The following is an 18736-nucleotide window of genomic DNA, read 5'->3' as shown; positions in this document are numbered from 1 at the left end:
GCCGCGACTCTCGGCTAGAAGCCTTTTTTCATGGACTTCAGCAAGGCGTTCAGCTTGGCGGGCTGGGCTGCATTCGGCTTCTTCTGCGGCTGCATGCCCGGGCGTTCCTTACCGGCAATCTTGTTCTTGAGGTCGGCAATCGTTGCATGGCCCTGGATGCCACCCTGCGGGCGAGCACCACCGTCGCGATGACCGAAGTTACCACGCGGGCCACCCACGCGCTGACCGCGAGGACCATTAGCGCCAGCACCGGCAACACCGTCCGTCTGTTCCTGCTTCATGGAAAGGCTGATGCGCTTCTGGTTAGCATCGACTGCAACCACGCGAACCTTCACCACGTCACCGACAGTAAGCACATCCTTAGCGTCCGTCACGTACTTGTCGCTAATTTCAGAAATGTGAACGAGACCGTCCTGATGCACGCCGATGTCCACGAAAGCACCGAAGTTAGCAACGTTCGTGACCACGCCTTCCATCCAGCTGCCCGTCACAAGGTCGTTGATAGTCTTGATGCGGTCATCGAACTTAGCATAACGGAATTCCTTACGCGGGTCGCGGCTTGGCTTCTGGAGTTCCTTGAGGATATCTTCCAAAGTAGCGCGACCGACTTCATCGGAGAGGAATTCATCGAGCTTGATGCCCTTCACAGCGTCTGCATTACCGACCATTTCCTTGACCGGAACGCCGACCTTTTCAGCCATCTTTTCGACGAGGGCGTAGTTTTCAGGATGCACGGCGGAATCGTCGAGCGGGTTTTCAGCACCCGGGATACGCATAAAGCCTGCGGCCTGTTCGAAAGCCTTCGGGCCAAAGCCCTTAACCTTCTTCAAATCTTCACGGCTTGCATAAGCGCCGTTTTCTTCGCGGTACTTCACAATCGCTTCAGAGAGCGTATTGCTAAGGCCTGCCACGTGAGAGAGGAGCGGAGCAGAAGCGCTGTTCACGTCAACACCGACCATGTTCACGCAGCTTTCCACGACTTCGTCCAAACGCTTCTTGAGTTCGCGCTGGTTCACGTCGTGCTGGTACTGGCCCACGCCAATGGACTGCGGATCGACCTTGACAAGTTCTGCCAGCGGGTCCTGCAAGCGGCGGCCAATGGAAATAGCACCACGGGTCGTCACGTCTTCCTTCGGGAATTCGGCAATAGCAATCATGCTTGCGCTATAAACAGATGCACCCGCTTCAGAAACGATAACGCGCGGCGGAACCTTGCCCTTGAACTTGAGAGCCATTTCGCCACAGAAAGCGTCCGTTTCGCGGCTTGCCGTACCGTTACCAATAGCGATGAGGTCAATCTGATACTTGTCGATGAGGCTCATCAGATAAACTGCGGCACCGGCCTTGTCGTTCCACGGTTCATGCGGCTTGATGATGCCGTGATCCATGAACTTGCCGTTCTTGTCGAGCACAGCGACCTTGCAACCCGTACGGAAACCCGGGTCGAGGGCGAGCACAGCCTTGTGGCCTGCCGGAGCAGCGAGCAAAACGTCCTGAAGGTTCTTGGAGAACACCTTGAAAGCTTCTTCTTCAGCGCTGTCCTTGAGGAGGAGGCGCACTTCGCTTTCCATACTCGGCTGGAGCAAGCGTTCCCAAGCGTCCTTGCACATATCTTCGAGGTACGGCTTCCAGACAGAGTCGTGCTTGATGACCTGATTCTGGAGGTAACCGATCATTTCTTCGTTCGGAACTTCGATGGAAAGGCGAAGCACCTTTTCCTTTTCGCCACGGCGGAGAGCGAGCATGCGGTGGCTCGGAATCTTAGAGACCGGTTCGCTAAAGTCATAGTAGTCCTTGAACTTGGTTTCTTGCTTTTCGAAATCCTTCTTGACCTTGGAAACCATGACGCCAGTCTTTTCGACCTTGTTGCGGAGGTACTGGCGGAATTCTGCGTTGTCTGCAACTTCTTCGGCGAGGATGTCTGCTGCACCCTTGAGTGCTGCACGCGGGTCGGCAAGGCCCTTTTCTTCGGACAAATAAATGCGTGCAATTTCTTCTGCCGTGTTTCCGGTATTTTCCTGAGCCCACATCAGGCGGGCGAGCGGTTCCAGACCAAGTTCCTTTGCAATCGTTGCGCGAGTACGCTTCTTCGGCTTGAACGGAGCGTAAATATCTTCGAGAAGAGTCTTGTCCTTGCAAGCTTCGATCTGAGCCTTGAGTTCCGGCGTGAGCTTGCCCTGTTCCTCGATGCTCTTGAGGATCGTTTCCTTGCGGTCCACAAGTTCCTGGAGGTAATCGCGACGGTGGCTGATGTCGCGGAGTTCAATTTCGTTCAAAGTTCCCGTCTGGTCCTTGCGGTAACGGGCGATAAAGGGGATCGTACCCCCCTGGTCCATAAGTTCGAGCGCTTTGGATACGCGCCACACTTCAAGATTCAGTTCTTCAGCAATGATCGCAGAAAAATCCATTTGAGATTCCTACTTGTAGATTCCGTTTCCGGATTTGGGGTCCACCGAGCCATACACCCTTGATTGGATAGCACAGCTCGCACGGCCCTCGGTGACACAAGCCCGGCCGCAACCGCAGCCAGGCACCCCTCTTGGGGGTCTGTTGAATATAGCAAAAGAAAGTGTCATATTTTTGACACTTTGGGGTTTGGCTTGAAACACACCCCCTTTTAACACGTAAAAAACTTATAACAGACTACTCTATCCTTGAAATTTTACATACTTTAGATCCAAGCAATGTTTTTTAGCATGTAAATCCTAAAAAGGAACCGTATGGAACCTCCTTCGCAGGATGCCCCTCTCCGACTCGAAAAAAATTTCATCAAACCTCGAAACTACAAATGGCAATACCTCGCGCAAAACAACTCAAAACTGGCTTCACCGCCTACGTCAAGGCAATCCGTCTCATCCGAGCCAACAAACTCACAAAGTATTTGTTTATCCCCGCCATCTTGAACATCATCGTCGTGGTCGCATTCATCTTCTCGGGCGTTGGCGTAGGCGACTGGATCAACGGCATCATCGAGCGCAGCACCGAAAACATGAACGGCTGGATTCACGCCGGCATGGTCGCCATCAAGATCATCCTCCCCATCGTTTTCTTTGCGCTATTCATTTTCATCGGCGGCACGATTGTCAACATTCTCATGTCGCCCATTTACACGTTCCTTTCCGAAAAAACCGAAACTATCCTCACCGGGAAAGAATTTCCGTTTGACATGAAGCAAACACTCAAGGACATCTGGCGCGCAGTTATCATCGCCATCCGCAACACGGCAAAGCAGCTCGTCTTGACCGCTCTTTGCCTTTTGCTGAACTTTATCCCCGTCGCAGGAAGCATCGCATCGCTTGTCCTGATTTTCATCATCAACGCGTATTACTTTGGCTATGGATTCATGGACTACACTTACGAGCGCTGGCGTTTATCGCCAAAGAACAGCCGCAAGGAAACACATAAACTAAAGTTTGTGGCATTTGCAAACGGGGCCGTTTATTCGCTACCGCTTTACCTCATCTGCGGATCGTTCATCGCCGCCTTCATTGGGGGCGTTTCAACCGTCGCCGCCACGCTATCGCAGCTGGAATTTAAGGAAAAATAAACTATATTAATGCAAAAAAGGAGAAAACATGGACGCATTAGATACCGCAAAAATCAAACAGACCGCATGGGAAAAACTCGGCGGCAAATGGAGCAAGGCTATCGCCGCTCTCCTCGTGTTCATACTCATTTCTATAGTGATCGACATTCCCTCGGCTTTCTTCGAAGAAGATTCCATGGGCGAATGCATCTGGAAAATTTTAGAGGCCCCGTTCGCTCTCGGTCTAGACATTGGCATTTATGCCTACTTCCTGGACCTTACACGTAACAAGGAACTTTCATTAAAGCGATTGGTTGTCGGTTTTACAAACGGATGGGGTTTTTATTTCAACCTCGTTTGCACCCAGCTTTTGATGTGCTTATTCGTTTTCCTATGGTCCTTGCTTTTGATCATCCCTGGCATCATGAAGGCTTTTTCTTACTCCATGGTTTACTTCATCCTTTTAGACCATCCTGAATATTCAAGCCGCCAGCTCTTGCGCAAGAGTAGCGAAATGATGTACGGCCACCGTATGGAACTGTTCGTACTCTACCTGAGATTCATCCCCTGGGTTCTCCTGGGAATCATCACTTGCGGAATCGCATTCTTATGGGTTGGCCCATACGTAACAGCAGCGTTCAGCGAATTCTATTTACAGCTGAAGGCAAAGAAAGAAGACGTTCCGGAAGTCGCAACAATCGCATAACAGAAAACAAGTATTGTTTTCTATTTTTGCGACATGCTCAAGAACTACATTTTTGATTTAGGCGGAGTCCTTTTGGACATCCGCATGAAAAACGCTTACGAACGATTTGTCGCACTCGGTTTGCCGCCCGCCGAACTTGAGCCGGGCGGTTCTGTTTACAAGCTGATGGATGATTACCAGCTCGGATACGTGACGACCGCAGAGTTCTGCCAGCAAGTCGCTGAAAAATGCCGCAATGTAGACAAGTGCGCCGCGACCCCGACAACGCCACGCGATATCGAAGAAGCATGGAATTCCATTTGCCTGGGAGTCGCAGACCGCAAACTGCAAGCACTCCGTCGCTTGCGCAAAATGGAAGGTGTTGCAAGCGTTTCGCTTTTGAGCAATACAAACGAATTACATTGGGAATACTGTTGCCAAAATTGGTTCAACGCAAACGGCAACAAGCTCGAAGACTTTTTCGACAAGATTTTCTTGAGCCAGGAGCTCCATTTGCAAAAACCCGATCGCGAAATATTCAAGACCGCGATTCGCGAGCTCGGAGCCTCCCCCGCCGAAACAATATTCCTTGACGATAGTCCCGTCAACACTGCCGCCGCAGCCGCCTGCGGATTACAGACGCTTACCGTAACGGCAGACGTAGACTGGGTGGAAAAGCTAGGAATTCAGCCATAATAAAAAGTCCCCTATTGTCCCTTTCGCATAATCTAAATCTGTTACCGACAGTCCCCACGCCCCTGCCTCCAGTGCAAGCGTCGCCAGACTGAAATCGGCAAAAATTATCAAGCACAGCGAGCTTGTCAACTGGGGGCTTTTTGGGCAAACACCTTGAATATATCATAATATTTTTTTATTTTTACATTACATAGCGGGGCAACCTGCGACCGGATTTTCGAGCTTTTGCGACTATTCTCTAGACTGTAAATCGGCAAAATTCACAACGCAGAGAATAGAAGTAAGCTGCTCACGTCCCATTTGGGGCGTGGGTTGTTGTTGTTTGTTTATGCGTAATGGCTTTGCCGAGCCTCAGTCTGTAAGCAAACAATGGGCAACTCCACGCCTTTTTTCTTTTAAAAAGCTCCTTGAATTCAGCGATGTCGCCTCGCCATCAAGGAGTTAAAATGAGAAACAACATTCAAGCGATTTTCGCGTTAGTTCTTTTATTAACGGTTTCGCTTTTCGCACAGAATATGTGCATCGAACTTTGTACCCCCTGCCAAAACAAAAAAGACCAGACCTGCAAAAAAGTCGATAAACGTTGCCACTGCACAGCACTCCTCGACAGCATCAGCGCAGCACAAGCAAGCAAAGAAGCCGCATTTGCAGAAAGCATAAACAGACTTTCTAACGAATTGCTACAAACATGCGATGAAAAAGTCTGCGCTCGCAACATCGCTTTTGAAAACGGACAATTCAAAGAAATCAAGCTGGGCTCATCGCCCGTTTCTAACAAGACCATGCAATCACTTTACGAGACCAAGTTCAGCAGCACCCAGCCTGAAATGTCCCGCATCGAGCCTTTGCCGCCAATGACAGAAGAATGCTCCGGTTTTTGCGGAGATTGCCCTGTCACTGACAAAATGCTGAAAGCAAAGCAACCTAAATTTAAAGACAAATTCTGTAAAAAAATTGAGCAATCCTGCAAATGTATCGATTACGCCATCAACAAAAAGCAGCTCGAAGAACAAGCCAAAGCCGATAGCGTCGCCGAATTTGATCGCAAACTGCAACGCATTGAAAACTCAAGCGTACTTGCCAAGCAAATTCAAGAACATTGCAGTAACGATTCCGCATGCACACTCACCGTCGTTTTCGCCAATAGCGAAATGACAGCGCTAGATATTCAAAGAGCAAAAGAAATTGTCGAAAAAAAGCCTGAACCTATCGAAGCAGCTATCGTCAAAGAAAAGCCTGTTGAAGAAAAAACAATCGAAGAAAAACCAGTCAAGCCACAGGAAGATGCTACAACGCCCTCTGTACAAAAGAATAACATTTGGATTAATTATTACGAAGCCAATCAAAGTAGTTCAAGCCAGAATACAGAACCAAACAAAAGCAGAAGCTCTTTCTTTGGATTAGCACTCGCTTTTGAATTCCCGGAAAGTCGAAGTTTCAATGACATTTATTTTTATAGTGCACCACAAAACTATGATTTCGGAATAAACGCAGGATTCCTTTTTAGAAGCTATTTCAATGAAGTTGTTTCATTCAACATCGGCCTAAACGCAATATATCACATAGCAGAGTATGAGCAAGAATCTTTTTATATACAATACAGCACAATAATGGCCGAAATTCCTCTGGGATTCCGTTTCGGCATTCCTTTAGGCCCATTACCAATTTCACCATTTATCAGCACAAGTTTCCACATTCGTAAACCTATTTATCACTGGATTGATCTTGAAGTCGGACGTTATTATAGCTGGATAGAAGAATCTGGAGATGGGGCCGCCGCTATCGACGAATGGGAATTTGTCCCCCTATTGGGCGTCGGCCTAGAATTAAGCCGTCACTTTGCATTCGAATTCCAATGGTATATAGGAAGTTTCAGTATTTACGATGGAGGCTTCCACAAAACATACGATTACGGCAGCAGTTGGCGTCTAAAATTCGAAGCAATGTTCTAAAGGATTCTATATGTTCATAAAACTTAATTCAATTCTTTTTGCATCTTTAATTTTCATTGCATGTGCCGAAGAAAGCCCCACATCTTCTGTGATGGAAAACATCAGCGAAAAAGAACAGCAAGAAAATGAGCAACGAGAGAAAGACGATTGCTATTACGGTACAAGCTACAATTCCGCATCTTGGTGCTGCTCCAATTACGGCTATCAGTGCAACACAGCAAAAAGTTCTTCTTCCGCAAAGAGTTCATCTAGCTACAAATATTCAAGTTCTTCGAAGAAATATTCTTCATCCAGCACCATAAACTACTATTACTCTAGCTCATCAAAGACATCCTCTAATACACAAAAAACATACCTTACCAAAAGCAAAAATATCAAGCTCACGCTGACTTATTTCAAGCAAGAAACGCCAGATTGGGACAATACACTAAGCATGAAAAACTATGCAGACGCAGACCCTCGCATTTCTTTCAAGATTCAATTTCGAAAAAATGACGGTACTAGAGATTCTGTAATGACAAAGAATCTGCTAGAAAAGCAGGACACAGGAGAATGGGAAGGACGCATTGATTTCACAACAACAGTTCCCATATACACCGACTCAATCTACATCTACCCCAAAATTACTGACGCCGACCTCTTAATAAACGATGATTATTCTTCAGGCTATGGCTACGGAGTACATAGCATCGGATATATTAAAGATTACGAAGTTTGGTATCAAACTGATGAAGAAAACAAGCAATGCACCCTCAAATGGGAATGGTACTTGTACTAATGAGTTCAATCATTATCAAGGAATAAGGTGGCCAGCAAGCCACCTTTTTTGCACCATCCATCCTTCTGTTCACACAAAAAATGTATCTTCTATTTCATGATTCTATTCCATGGTTCCGATAAGCAAATTTCAGCCCCCACTTTCGGTGCGGGGAACCCCCGTAATGATTACGGGCTGGGATTTTATTGCACGGAATCTATTGATTTGGCAAAAGAATGGGCTTGTCAAAAAAATACAGACGGATTTGCCAACCAATACGAACTCGACAGTCAAGACCTTAATATTTTAGATCTATCACAAGATAATTTCAGCTTATTGCATTGGCTAACCATTCTGATGCCGAACCGAATCTTTGCACCAAAGTCACCTATCGGGCATCAAAATCTGCAATTTTTGACAGAACATTTCAAATTAGATTACCAATCATACGATGTCATTTACGGCTATAGAGCCAATGATTCTTATTTCTCTTTTGCCAGCGATTTTCTAGAGAACATTATCCCGATACAAAGCCTCGCTAGTTCAATGAAATTAGGGAGTCTCGGATTACAGATTGTCTTGAAATCACCAAAAGCTTTTTCACGATTGAAATTCATCAAAGCAGAAAAAGCAGAGAAAGAAAAATACTACATGCAATATAAAGAGCGCGATACAACCGCACGTAAAGCTTATCGCGAAAGCTTGCGCAATCTAAAACCGAGCGAATCTATTTATTTGATCGACCTAGTACGAAACCCGGAGCTTTTGAATGGCTTATCCCTATGATGAAATATATCTGGAATCAGTCCAAAAAAATTTGGGATTCTTTTTTCAGATATCGCTCCGCAATCTAAATTTATTGCCGCAGGATGTTCAAAATACATTTCTTGCATCTGAAGTATCCAAACAAATCGAAATGGGAAATCCTGATTTTTTGTGCGGCAAATCAGGATATGAGCTAGCACTTATAGCGTTCCCGAAAATTTTAACAGACGATATAATTAAGCAAGCCATTAGCGAACCGTTCTACCCCGAAGCAGAATACTGGAGCGGAACAGTCCTCGCCTATTGCCAATGGAAAACGGGCAAGTCGTTTTCCGCGATTCTTGCCCAATATCCACTTGAACGGATTCTATCTAATTACCATCTGATGCATGAAGCAGACATCACCAAGATGGTAAACTTGATAGAAGCAGGCTTTAACGCAAGCAACTCCTAAATGCTTTTACCGTCGCTGAAGGCGTTGCCGACACGGCGTTCCATCACATAGTAGCCGTGACCTGCGGAATCGTAGCAAACCGGGGCAAGCTTTTCGACAGAGAGTTTTCCGTCTTGATCGAGCACGGATTCGTCGGCAGTGACATTCACGATTTCACCGAGCAGGAGTTCCGATTCTTCGTCGTAGCTCACGAGCTTGCATTCAAGCGCAAGCGGCAATTCAGCAACGAGCGGGGCATCGACATTTTCACTCTTGACAGATGTAAAACCAGCCTTTGCAAACTTATCCGCCACGCGATTACCACTGGTAATGCCCAAATAGTCGATAGCCTTGATGTGATCAGCAGTCGCCATGCTCACGGTAAAAGATTTGCGAGCAAGAATGTTCGGGATGGTCTTGTGGGTTTTCGCCACGTAAATTGCAACCTGGTTGTTGTCGCTGATAGAGCCCCAAGCAGCCACCATTGCGTTTGCCGAGCCATCCTCGTTATAGGTGGCGATGACCAAAGTCGGCTGCGGATACAGATAAGTTTTTACTCCGAGATTTTTGCGCATAGACGCTCCTTTTTTTCTTGAATTATAAAATTTTAACGACGATCAAGATAGACTCGCGCTCCGTTCAGCTTGTAAAACTTCAATAGTTTTTGCGGATTCTTGTTGGGATTGCGCGACTTTTTAAGCCCGACAGTCTGCGATTTCCACTTTTCTAACGAATCTAGCCCAGCGTTCCCAAGAACAGCCAAATCATAACCGATGACATTCACAGCACCCGAAGCACGTGCTGTATCCAGTTGCGCCGAAATTCGCGCACTATCCGCAAGTGCTTTAGAATCATCCGTGCGGAACAATTCCGCATCGACCCAGAATTCAATTCCGTATTTTGCGCAAGCTTGGGCCACCGCACGTTCGTAATTTTCGACCGTTGCTATATCGGCATGGATCTTTCCCGTATCGTTAGCACCGATGCCATCCTGAACGGCAATCACATCGGGCTTGAATCCCACAGCAAAAAGACTTTCGAAAAACGATTGCAATTTTTCGGGAGATTCCAAATTCTGGTTGTAGAACGGAGCTGCCAAGACCTTCCAGCCAACCGCCTTCGCCGCATCTACAAGCGGCTTCAGAAAATGCAGCACCAGCGATTCTGTAGTCGCATCTTCGCGGAGTCCATCCCAATAATAACGCGCAATTTCTTGCGGGATATACACGCCCTCAATCACTTTTTCGCGGCCATAGAAATCATAAAGTTCATTTAAAACGCGAACATTTCTCGCAGACAAAGTATCAAGTTGTGTAATCGTCGGTGGAGTAAACCAACCATCACCATCGTAATAAAGACCGAGCCAAATTTTTGTTCCCGCAATTTTCGCAGCCTCAATACTCTTCGGGAAAAGCTGATTGTTCTTGTACTGCGTATTCTGCAAAAAATCAAGTTGCGATGGGTAATACAAATGCGTCGCTTCAACAGCAGCGTATTGCAACACGATATATTCCATTCCGAGTGATTGCAAACGCTGATGCATGCGAGTCAAGGAATCCTGCGACTGGTACGCCGTTGTCCACCCCGCATCAAATACACCATTAAGTTCCGCCGCACAAACGCCTTTATTTGTAAACAAAGAAATACAGCACAAAAATGTGACAGAAGTATAGTGCAAAATATGACACAACCTAGACATACTTGAAATATAACATCGTTTCCTTTTATTCGTAAAAAACATTTATCCATATTAGGCTTTTGTTCGTTGGTTTTAGCCACATGGAATGTGCTAGTTTAATAAAAAAAAAGGAGTACATCATGAAAAATAAATTCTTTTTATCAACCGTAATCGCATGCGCTTTTATGTTTATCAATTGCAGCGATAATACAAACAAAGAAACCACCAAAACAACAGGAGACGACGAAGCACGAATCGAAACGGTAATGACCGTTTCTCCATCTACAACACCCGAATACAAACACAAAGGATCGCCCAAAGCACCAGACAATAGAGGAGCGGTAAAATATTTGGCAGCATCGTCAAGGCCGTCACCTTCTTTTTCAACGGCGGATGTCAAATTCACAAAGGACATTGACAAAGTCATGAAGAGCGTAAGTGGCCTACATACAACTGGGAAAACAGTTCTCGGAGGAAGGCGCGGAAAATCTTCTGCGGGATTTTCCGAAGGTGCCGCAGGTTCAGCAGGAGTTAGCGACGGTTTGGCAGGACTGCTCGGAGGTTCTTCTTCCATGCTCGCCACCGGCGCTTCAAAAACGTACGCCAAGAAATCAACAGTCGTAGCCAAAGCGTCTCCTAGAAGAAGTTCTGAGCGCCCAGCTTCATCAAAAACTGTATACCTCGCTTCCGATAGCGACGAAAGCAGTTCTTGGGACGATGACGAACCCGTTTCAAGGCGAAAAAGAAGAGCAAGGCGTTCGGATGAACAAGTATCAGGACTCCTCACTGCAGGCGAATGGAACGATCTGGAGCATTGGAAATTCTGGACCAACATCATCAACGACAATGATTACAATGAAAAGATGAGCTACTGGAAATTCTACCCCCAGCAACTTGTGGCGGTAAAAGTCGTGGACGGAAATGACGTTGGCATCGCGAACATTCCTGTGACACTCCTCAACGGCAGGCAAGTAGAATTCACGACCAAAACAGATAATGCAGGTTACGCTTATTGCTGGATTAATTTATTCAACAAGCACCAATATCAAAAAAGAGACTTCTGGTTAATTGTTGACGGAGTTGTAGTCAATGGACAACTCAAGACATCTTCCAGAGGAGATCGCAAACTCAACATCAATACCGTTGTAGACAAAGATACCAAACACGCCAAGATGACGGCTGACATCGCTTTCATCGTAGACGCCACAGGTTCAATGAGCGACGAAATCCGATTCCTCAAATCCGACCTCAATTACATTATCGACCACGCAAGTTCGGAAAGCAATGTTGATTTGCGCACAGCGGCTCTCTTCTACCGCGACGTAGGCGATTCCTACCTCACGCGCCACGACGACTTCACCAATGACGTTGCAAAGACTCAGGAATTCGTTTCAAACCAAAGAGCAAGCGGAGGCGGAGACTACCCCGAAGCCGTCCACACAGCGCTTGAAGCTTCGCTGGAAAATCTCTCTTGGGACGAAGCCGCCCGCGCACGCATCGCATTCCTTATCCTTGATGCCCCCGCCCACTACGAAGAAGACATCATCAAAAGTCTCCAGAATTCGATCCGCCTCTTCGCCAAAAAAGGCATCAAGCTTATCCCTGTAGCGGCAAGCGGTGTAGACAAAGAAACTGAATTTATGTTGAGATTCTTCGACTTGGCGACAGGCGGTACATACGTATTCCTCACCGACGACAGCGGCATCGGCAATTCACACATCAAGGCAACCGTTGGCAATTACCAAGTGGAAAGCCTAGCCGAACTGATGATTAGACTCATCAAGAAATACGTGGAATAAATAACTTTATCTAATTGAGCAAGAAGTCCGAACACGATTCATAATCGTTTCGGCTTTTTCTTTTTCCTTGCAAAGCCACTGCATTATGCCAGCACCGCATTTTTCAAGAGTTTCTTCATCATAACCACAGCTATTAAGGCAAGCCACCATCAACTTGTACTCAACCGTTATGTCCAAGCGTTCATTGCAGTGCAATTTATCCACAACAGCAGCACCAACAGCGGCTCCGACTATAGCAGCTCCGGCTCCAGTCACAAGCTTACCCCACTTACGCTCTTCAGGCTGACTTCCAGCATTTTCGGCAGACACATTTGAAACGCTATTGGCGTTTTCCTCACCCACGGGTTCCTCTATATTTTCAATAATCGGAGCGACATTAGGCTTTTCAACGACAGGCTGAATTTCGACAACCGGCTTTTTCGCAGGGTCCGACAATTCAGTTTTCGGCACAACATTCATGTCAAGCAACATTTGACGCTGTTCGCGCAATATCGCAAAAAGAGAATCCACCAAGGAATCCTTGTTAACCGGAGCTTTCCAGCCCTTGTAAAGCGAATCTCGATACGCTTCTTCCGTCAGGCATCGAGAGGCACTAACAACGCATTCTCTCTTTTGATAGTCGCAAGAGGTGAGCAAGGCTACAACCAAGATAAAACAAATTAACAATAATTTTTTCATAATCTAAAAATCAAATTCATCCTTTCCGTTTTTATCTTTTATCCCGGAAAAGAGCTGATTCTCCTTTTCTTGTTTAATGGGTTCAATTACTTCTTTTCTGAAGCTGTTCAAAAAATCCTGACCAAACTTTTCAGAAATCCACTGTTCCGGTTTTTGGCAATCTTTCGCCGCTAAAAACAGCTTCAATTTTTCAAGGAAAGCTATTGCGGGCTCAAGCCTATTAGGGGCCGGTCGGTCTTTCAAAAGCTCGGACGCCGTTTCATTTTTCGGTCGCTTCTTCCAATATTTTTTCTCGACGCAATTGTCATAAGAAAATTCATCGTAATCGCTTTTTACGCTGAACTTTTTGCTAGAGGACTTCTTTTCGCTAGCGTCTTTAGGATTTTCTCTATAGTATTCCTTGACCGCTTCGGCGTACTTCATGTTACGAGCTTTAAGCAAATCGTCAAGTTCGTTTCGCAGATTTCGCCATTGCAGAACTTTGTCGGTCATGTATTCCTTTCGTTAGACGGAGGTGCAATATAAAAAAATACAAGCCTCATTTTTGGCATTTTTTAAGAACGGAATCAAATCCGTCACGCTTTATGCCGTATTTTTGATCAGGAAACAGAAAAAAGGCTTATTTAGAAAGATTACTTGACACTTTAGCTTTTTGTTTGTATATTCATGGTACATTCTTTGAAACTCTAAGTCGTGTATGCGTAATTTTTTTTGACAAGGAGTTCAGAATGGACAAAATTTCAAGCAAAACCTTAACGGAGCTATATCACATTTGTGATGTAGTTATTTGTGTTTATTCAACGCTCCCCACACAAAAAGGATAGATTTACGAGTGTAAGTCTATGGTTAAACGATGAATATAAAGGGAAAATCATGTACGACATCTCCGAAATCATTTGGAAAATGACAAATTCATATTCAACAGCAATGGAAGACAAGGTCATTTGGGGACCTTGCGGAAACATTGATAAACTTGACGAATACGTAAAAGAAACTGTTCAAATTCTGAAAGCTACGAAAATCAACATAAAAACAGTCGGCGACGCAGTAAATGTATTCTGGGATTATTCAGCCTATTTCTTTCTGTGCCACATATATACAGAACTTCAGTTAAACAACTTGTCGGAAGAAAGAAACTGGCTCAAGACAACGCTATGCAAACTCTTTAAAATATTGAAAAAAAACAACGTTCCATTTAGCGACGACTGGATTTATTGGCAATATGCCCAAGCGCCTTTGGAGGAGCAGAAAAAAGACCCGAAGAAAAAGCTGACCGAAGAAGAGGCATATCAGGAATACTACAAACAACTTTTTGACAAAGAAGAATGTAAGAAACGCGAACAGCGTCATAACGAATGGATTGCGCAAGCCAAAGCCGCCGTTAAAAAATTTGATCCAGATGTAGATTATGACCAAAAAAAATGCGATCCAGAATTCGCCAAAGAAACGCCATTTGAAAAAACAGCTTGGCTCGATGGTCATCTAAAGGCTCTCAAGGATTTTATTGGGACAGGTGAATGCGAAGATAAGCACTTTGCCTATGCATTGTATTTATTGTTAAAACAACGTGATTTGGGATTACTGCGACCAACAGTGCATGAGTCCATCAAAGAAGAATACGACGCAATCGTCACCCTGGCCTCATTCGCTGCATTCATAGACAACAAAGAAGAACTATTCTCCAATGTCAACAACTATCTGACTGATTATTTTTACTGGTTTCTCCGTAAAGAACAGCCAGGGAGAACCGATCTTGATACTTGGGGCGGTGTAAGTGGTCATTTTTTTCACAGCAGTTGCCACATGAATTATGAAGGAGATTTTTATACCAACATCAGAAAAAATGATGAACTTAACTCATGGATTCAACTAATGGGATTTTTCAATCTCATTTCCCTTGACGAAGCCTTTATCGTACAAAGGTGCTTCGGATACTTATTTGCACCACCCACCAGTACAGATTCAACATACTTTGTAAAATTTTTCAAGAACGTCATCCGCCAAAATCTAAGCAATCTAAAAAGCAAACCAGGTCTCGTTTTCTGTTTATATTGGATGATTCACTTCATGAACGAATATGATTTCAACGAAGTATTTTTAGAAGAAGAAAAAACTATCGATTCCAACGATGCATATTGCATGGAGAATGGTATTATACCCGTAAAAGAACGTCATTATGAACAAAATTCTCTTGAAGTACTTCAAATGATTCTCTTTTTCATTCTGTTTGACCTTTCGTCTAAATTTGAAACAGAATATGATGAAAAGAAGCACGCACTAGTCCCATTCATGAAAACGATCAAAGAAGGAACATGGCATAATAGCAAAGCCCTTCTCAATATGTACAATCACCTAGGACAGAATATAAATCTAAACACTGAATTAACAAAGATGCTAAAAGATTTTGTGCAAAACGATAAAACAACAAAATCAATGGTATTGCTCGTTTATAACCTTTCAAAATTTCTAAGACAGGATTCTCGATGGCTAGTAAACGAAATTAGCTATATAAAGGAATTACAGAGCGAGCATCTCCGTATTCCCGAACACACAAAATTAAAAGAAGATGAAAAAACAGAGGAACTATCCGGAGAAAGCAAAATTTCAAAACGTCAAAAGAAACTGCACGAGATTGATTCCGGCTTCAAGGTTTCATCCTTTATGCAAAAAATTCCAGCCTTTCAGAATCTCGTCCTTAGCAGAGAACTCACTGTAAAAATATTCATAGACTCCGATGTTAATACACTGTGTAGCGATAACATATTTTTTCGTAACCAATATCGCAGTCTCATTCAAGCAAAATACGCCTACTTTGACAGAAATATGACTACACATTATGCAGCTTTTTCAAAAGTTGAAGATCTATTTGACCCACGTAATTTCCCTGATTTACTCGCAGCCCTATACGATCTCACACATAACGAATTAAACCTGCAATGGTTTGCATTGAGAGGAAAACGTTTTGAGAAAATAGCACCATATCCATACTACAAAATTTTACTCGCTGAAAGCCTGGAAGAAATGGAAACGTTTGTATTAAATAATAGTTACAACCAACACCCCGTATTTGATGATGAAGGGGAGCTAACGCTCAATAGAAAAGAACTTAAGGAACTCGGAAAAAAATTTTGGGCATCTAGTTCTATACAAAAGGATAAATTAAAGGATTGCTTGAACATTCTATATTGTAACTCCGATCTCATGAAGTGGCATCCGGAATACACTACAGAAAACAGCAAAATAGTCGAAGAATGCCATGCAGAATACTCCACTGATTTTTGGAACGCATACAAATATGAAATGGCCGTATATTTGATAAAAATCGCAGTTGAATTGACCGCATTGTATAAATAACACTATTCACATAGTCAACTCTAGCAAGCACCTGAACTTGCTAGAGTTCTCTCTTGCTATTGAAATTATCATATATTGTAATCGTCATAGTACTGATACCCAAATCCAGTAGAAATCAATTGCGCTCTTAACGATTTGCTGGACGTTGAGAGGGAGGTTTCTATGACAGCTATCCATTGATAATTTTAGCAGACTCCTATTGAACTAATAGGAGGTTTTCGGGGGTTTTGCCAGCAACCATAAGCCGCTGCTTCAAAAGCCTAAAATTCCGTTTTTACCCAAAACGGGCAATCCACTTTTGTCCCCTTTTGTCCCGTATGGGGTTTCTACATCTGTAAATGTCAGCGGGAAACTCCCACACGGCAAAGTTAAATCATCGCAATCGCGACATTAAAAAAGAGGTTTTTATGGAACACATTTCCAAAGACAAACGTATCAACGATTTCTGTAACAGACTCATCAGCACGAAGCGCTGGGTCTACGAACAGGGAAAAAATCATCCATCACTCAAGCACATTGCCAAAGGAGGTTTCAAGACTTTAGTCATATCAAGTACACCAAGTGACAATTACGCATACGCGATGATGCGGAGAGAATACAACCGCTACATTCGCGCGTTTCTCATTCAAACAGGAGTGATTTACGTTTAAAAGCCCCAAGCATAGCCTTATAAAACATCTTTTAGGCTATGCTTGCCTTTTTTCTTTTAACATTATTCTTAACAAACACTAAACGCATCTACATATCGTAGAAAGATTGATCAAAAGCATCATTTCGTTAAAAAAAATTATATATATGTAAAAAAAGATTCACGTTTCCCACAGGTTATGAAGAAGGAAAATTTTATGGATTTTAATGAGGAATTCAAAATAAACATAAAGGCAAACACGCCGGTCATCCAAGTTTGCACATTCGAATGGGAGCGTTTACAGGCTATTTGCATAAAAACTGCAAAAGACGAAAATAAGACATTTGCTGTTTGGAGTTCCACCCAAGGAAAAAAAGAATGGGATTCAGCTTCAGGTAGGTTTAGTGAGCCAGACAATGAAGTGGATCCAGCAGAAATACTTGATTGGTTTAAAAATTCAGAGCAAACAAATTTGATTCTTTTGCTTGAAGATTTCCACCCCAATCTTGAAGATGCACTAATCTTGCGCCGCATTCGCGAATGTATCAGAGTCAATCCAGATACACACAAAACCCTCATTATCCAGACCCTTTCTTATTCAACAACAAAGGACCTCGAAAAAGAGGTTCCCATTCTAGAGTTACCACTCCCCAATAAAGATGTTCTAAGAAAGATCTTTGACTCCATAACAGAAGATCTCCCCTATGACAACAAGCCTCGCAGCATGTCATCCGACTATGACGAAATAATAAATGCAAGTCTCGGCCTCAGTAGTTCAGAAGCAGAATGGACATATAGAAAAATCATTGCAAGTAAAGGCAGAATCCTTAAAACAGAAATTAATCAAATTGTCGCTGCTAAAGAAGCCATCATAAAGAAAAGCGGCATTCTTGAATACTTCCATCCAGACTCTAGCCTAGACAGCATTGGAGGTCTTGAAAAGTTAAAAACATGGCTTCAAAATCGTGGAAACGCATTTAGCAAAGACGCCAAAGATTACGGATTGCCAACGCCTAAAGGCGTTCTTCTGCTAGGTATTCCCGGTTGCGGTAAAAGCCTAACAGCAAAAACAATTGCCAACGAATGGAATTTTCCATTACTCAAGTTTGATCTCGGGAAGGTCTTTGCCGGTGTTGTCGGCGAAAGCGAATCTAACATCCGCAAGGCTCTTTCTCTCGCGGAAACGATTGCACCGTCAATCCTTTGGATAGATGAAATAGAAAAAGGTTTAAGTGGCATTGGAAGCAATGGCGATAGTGGTACTAGCTCCCGAGTTTTTGGAACTTTGCTCACTTGGATGCAAGAAAAGAAGAATGAAGTTTTCGTTATAGCAACCGCCAATAACATTGAAAAAATTCCCGCTGAACTGCTTCGAAAAGGACGCTTTGACGAAATCTTCTTTGTTGATCTTCCAACAGAAAAAGAGAGAAAAACGATTTTTGAAATACATATCAGAAATAAACGCCGCGATCCAAACAATTTTGACTTAGCAGAACTAGCCCAAAAAGCGAAAGGTTTTTCAGGCGCAGAAATTGAAGAAGCCGTTAATGAGGCTCTATTTACGGCATATAATGACGGAAGAGAACCTGAACAAAACGACATCTTAAAAGCAATCCAAGAAACATGGCCTCTATCTAAAACCATGCAAGAATCAATCATCAAACTACGTCAATGGGCAAAGGCACGCGCAAAGCTCGCTTCAGAAGCGAATACCGAAGAGATAGACGCTGACGAAAAGACACCCAAGCTCATTCAAGAAAGACACAATATTTTCGCATAAAACAT

At 44.0% G+C, this 18736-nt stretch carries 17 protein-coding genes; 11 read left to right on the top strand and 6 right to left on the bottom strand.

Annotated elements, in window-relative coordinates; genetic code table 11:
* Nucleotides 1-14: 14 nt before the first annotated feature.
* Nucleotides 15-2408: a Tex family protein gene (locus B7990_RS00525; protein ID WP_088639133.1), complete on the bottom strand. Its 2394-nt coding sequence runs from the start codon at nt 2406-2408 to the stop codon at nt 15-17.
* A 380-nt stretch (nt 2409-2788) separates the two neighbouring features.
* Here B7990_RS00525 and B7990_RS00520 point away from each other — a divergent pair, with 380 nt between their 5' ends.
* From B7990_RS00520 to B7990_RS00490, 7 genes are all read left to right on the top strand, one after another.
* Nucleotides 2789-3547 (top strand): EI24 domain-containing protein, encoded by a 759-nt coding sequence (locus tag B7990_RS00520; RefSeq protein ID WP_088639132.1) that lies wholly within the window; start codon nt 2789-2791, stop codon nt 3545-3547.
* Nucleotides 3548-3575: 28 nt separating this feature from the next.
* Nucleotides 3576-4232: a DUF975 family protein gene (locus B7990_RS00515; RefSeq protein ID WP_088639131.1), complete on the top strand. Its 657-nt coding sequence runs from the start codon at nt 3576-3578 to the stop codon at nt 4230-4232.
* Nucleotides 4233-4265: 33 nt separating this feature from the next.
* Complete coding sequence (locus tag B7990_RS00510; RefSeq protein WP_088639130.1) at nt 4266-4907, top strand: HAD family phosphatase; 642 nt, start codon at nt 4266-4268, stop codon at nt 4905-4907.
* Between the two features lie 446 nt (nt 4908-5353).
* Nucleotides 5354-6859, top strand: a complete 1506-nt coding sequence (locus B7990_RS00505; RefSeq protein ID WP_088639129.1) for a hypothetical protein — start codon at nt 5354-5356, stop codon at nt 6857-6859.
* Between the two features lie 10 nt (nt 6860-6869).
* Complete coding sequence (locus B7990_RS00500) at nt 6870-7637, top strand: hypothetical protein (protein WP_088639128.1); 768 nt, start codon at nt 6870-6872, stop codon at nt 7635-7637.
* Nucleotides 7638-7733: 96 nt separating this feature from the next.
* The gene (locus B7990_RS00495; protein ID WP_088639127.1) at nt 7734-8402 is read left to right on the top strand and encodes a DUF3990 domain-containing protein; all 669 of its coding nucleotides are present in this window, start codon (nt 7734-7736) and stop codon (nt 8400-8402) included.
* Nucleotides 8386-8835: a hypothetical protein gene (locus B7990_RS00490; protein WP_088639126.1), complete on the top strand. Its 450-nt coding sequence runs from the start codon at nt 8386-8388 to the stop codon at nt 8833-8835. The genes B7990_RS00495 and B7990_RS00490 overlap by 17 nt, the downstream gene beginning before the upstream one ends.
* On the opposite strand, the gene B7990_RS00485 is transcribed toward B7990_RS00490, so the two are convergent.
* From B7990_RS00485 to B7990_RS15035, 3 genes are all read right to left on the bottom strand, one after another.
* Nucleotides 8832-9389, bottom strand: a complete 558-nt coding sequence (locus B7990_RS00485; RefSeq protein ID WP_088639125.1) for a flavin reductase family protein — start codon at nt 9387-9389, stop codon at nt 8832-8834. The genes B7990_RS00490 and B7990_RS00485 overlap by 4 nt on opposite strands.
* A gap of 32 nt (nt 9390-9421) precedes the next feature.
* The gene (locus B7990_RS00480; RefSeq protein WP_176407158.1) at nt 9422-10453 is read right to left on the bottom strand and encodes a DUF4434 domain-containing protein; all 1032 of its coding nucleotides are present in this window, start codon (nt 10451-10453) and stop codon (nt 9422-9424) included.
* 85 nt (nt 10454-10538) lie between these two features.
* Nucleotides 10539-11066, bottom strand: a complete 528-nt coding sequence (locus B7990_RS15035; protein WP_254917248.1) for a hypothetical protein — start codon at nt 11064-11066, stop codon at nt 10539-10541.
* On the opposite strand from B7990_RS15035, the gene B7990_RS00475 reads away from it, so the two are divergent.
* A complete protein-coding gene (locus B7990_RS00475) occupies nt 11035-12291 on the top strand; it encodes a hypothetical protein (RefSeq protein ID WP_254917247.1) in 1257 nt (418 codons plus the stop codon). The genes B7990_RS15035 and B7990_RS00475 overlap by 32 nt on opposite strands.
* 6 nt (nt 12292-12297) lie before the next feature.
* On the opposite strand, the gene B7990_RS00470 is transcribed toward B7990_RS00475, so the two are convergent.
* The gene (locus B7990_RS00470) at nt 12298-12969 is read right to left on the bottom strand and encodes a hypothetical protein (RefSeq protein ID WP_141099188.1); all 672 of its coding nucleotides are present in this window, start codon (nt 12967-12969) and stop codon (nt 12298-12300) included.
* Between the two features lie 3 nt (nt 12970-12972).
* A complete protein-coding gene (locus B7990_RS00465) occupies nt 12973-13461 on the bottom strand; it encodes a hypothetical protein (RefSeq protein ID WP_088639121.1) in 489 nt (162 codons plus the stop codon).
* A 297-nt stretch (nt 13462-13758) separates the two neighbouring features.
* Between B7990_RS00465 and B7990_RS00460 the strand changes: the two genes are divergently transcribed.
* The 3 genes from B7990_RS00460 to B7990_RS00450 all read left to right on the top strand — a co-directional run bounded on the left by B7990_RS00460 (nt 13759) and on the right by B7990_RS00450 (nt 18731).
* Complete coding sequence (locus B7990_RS00460; RefSeq protein ID WP_176407155.1) at nt 13759-16323, top strand: hypothetical protein; 2565 nt, start codon at nt 13759-13761, stop codon at nt 16321-16323.
* Nucleotides 16324-16730: 407 nt separating this feature from the next.
* Nucleotides 16731-16973: a hypothetical protein gene (locus B7990_RS00455; protein WP_088639912.1), complete on the top strand. Its 243-nt coding sequence runs from the start codon at nt 16731-16733 to the stop codon at nt 16971-16973.
* A gap of 177 nt (nt 16974-17150) precedes the next feature.
* Entirely contained in the window at nt 17151-18731 is a 1581-nt protein-coding gene (locus B7990_RS00450) for an AAA family ATPase (protein ID WP_217897530.1), read from the top strand.
* Nucleotides 18732-18736: the final 5 nt, after the last annotated feature.

The sequence above is a fragment of the Fibrobacter sp. UWB4 genome (assembly GCF_002210345.1).
In the GTDB taxonomy this organism is placed as follows: domain Bacteria; phylum Fibrobacterota; class Fibrobacteria; order Fibrobacterales; family Fibrobacteraceae; genus Fibrobacter.
The sequence above is the reverse complement of the archived record's forward strand: the minus strand, read 5'-3'. Positions and strand labels throughout refer to the sequence as shown.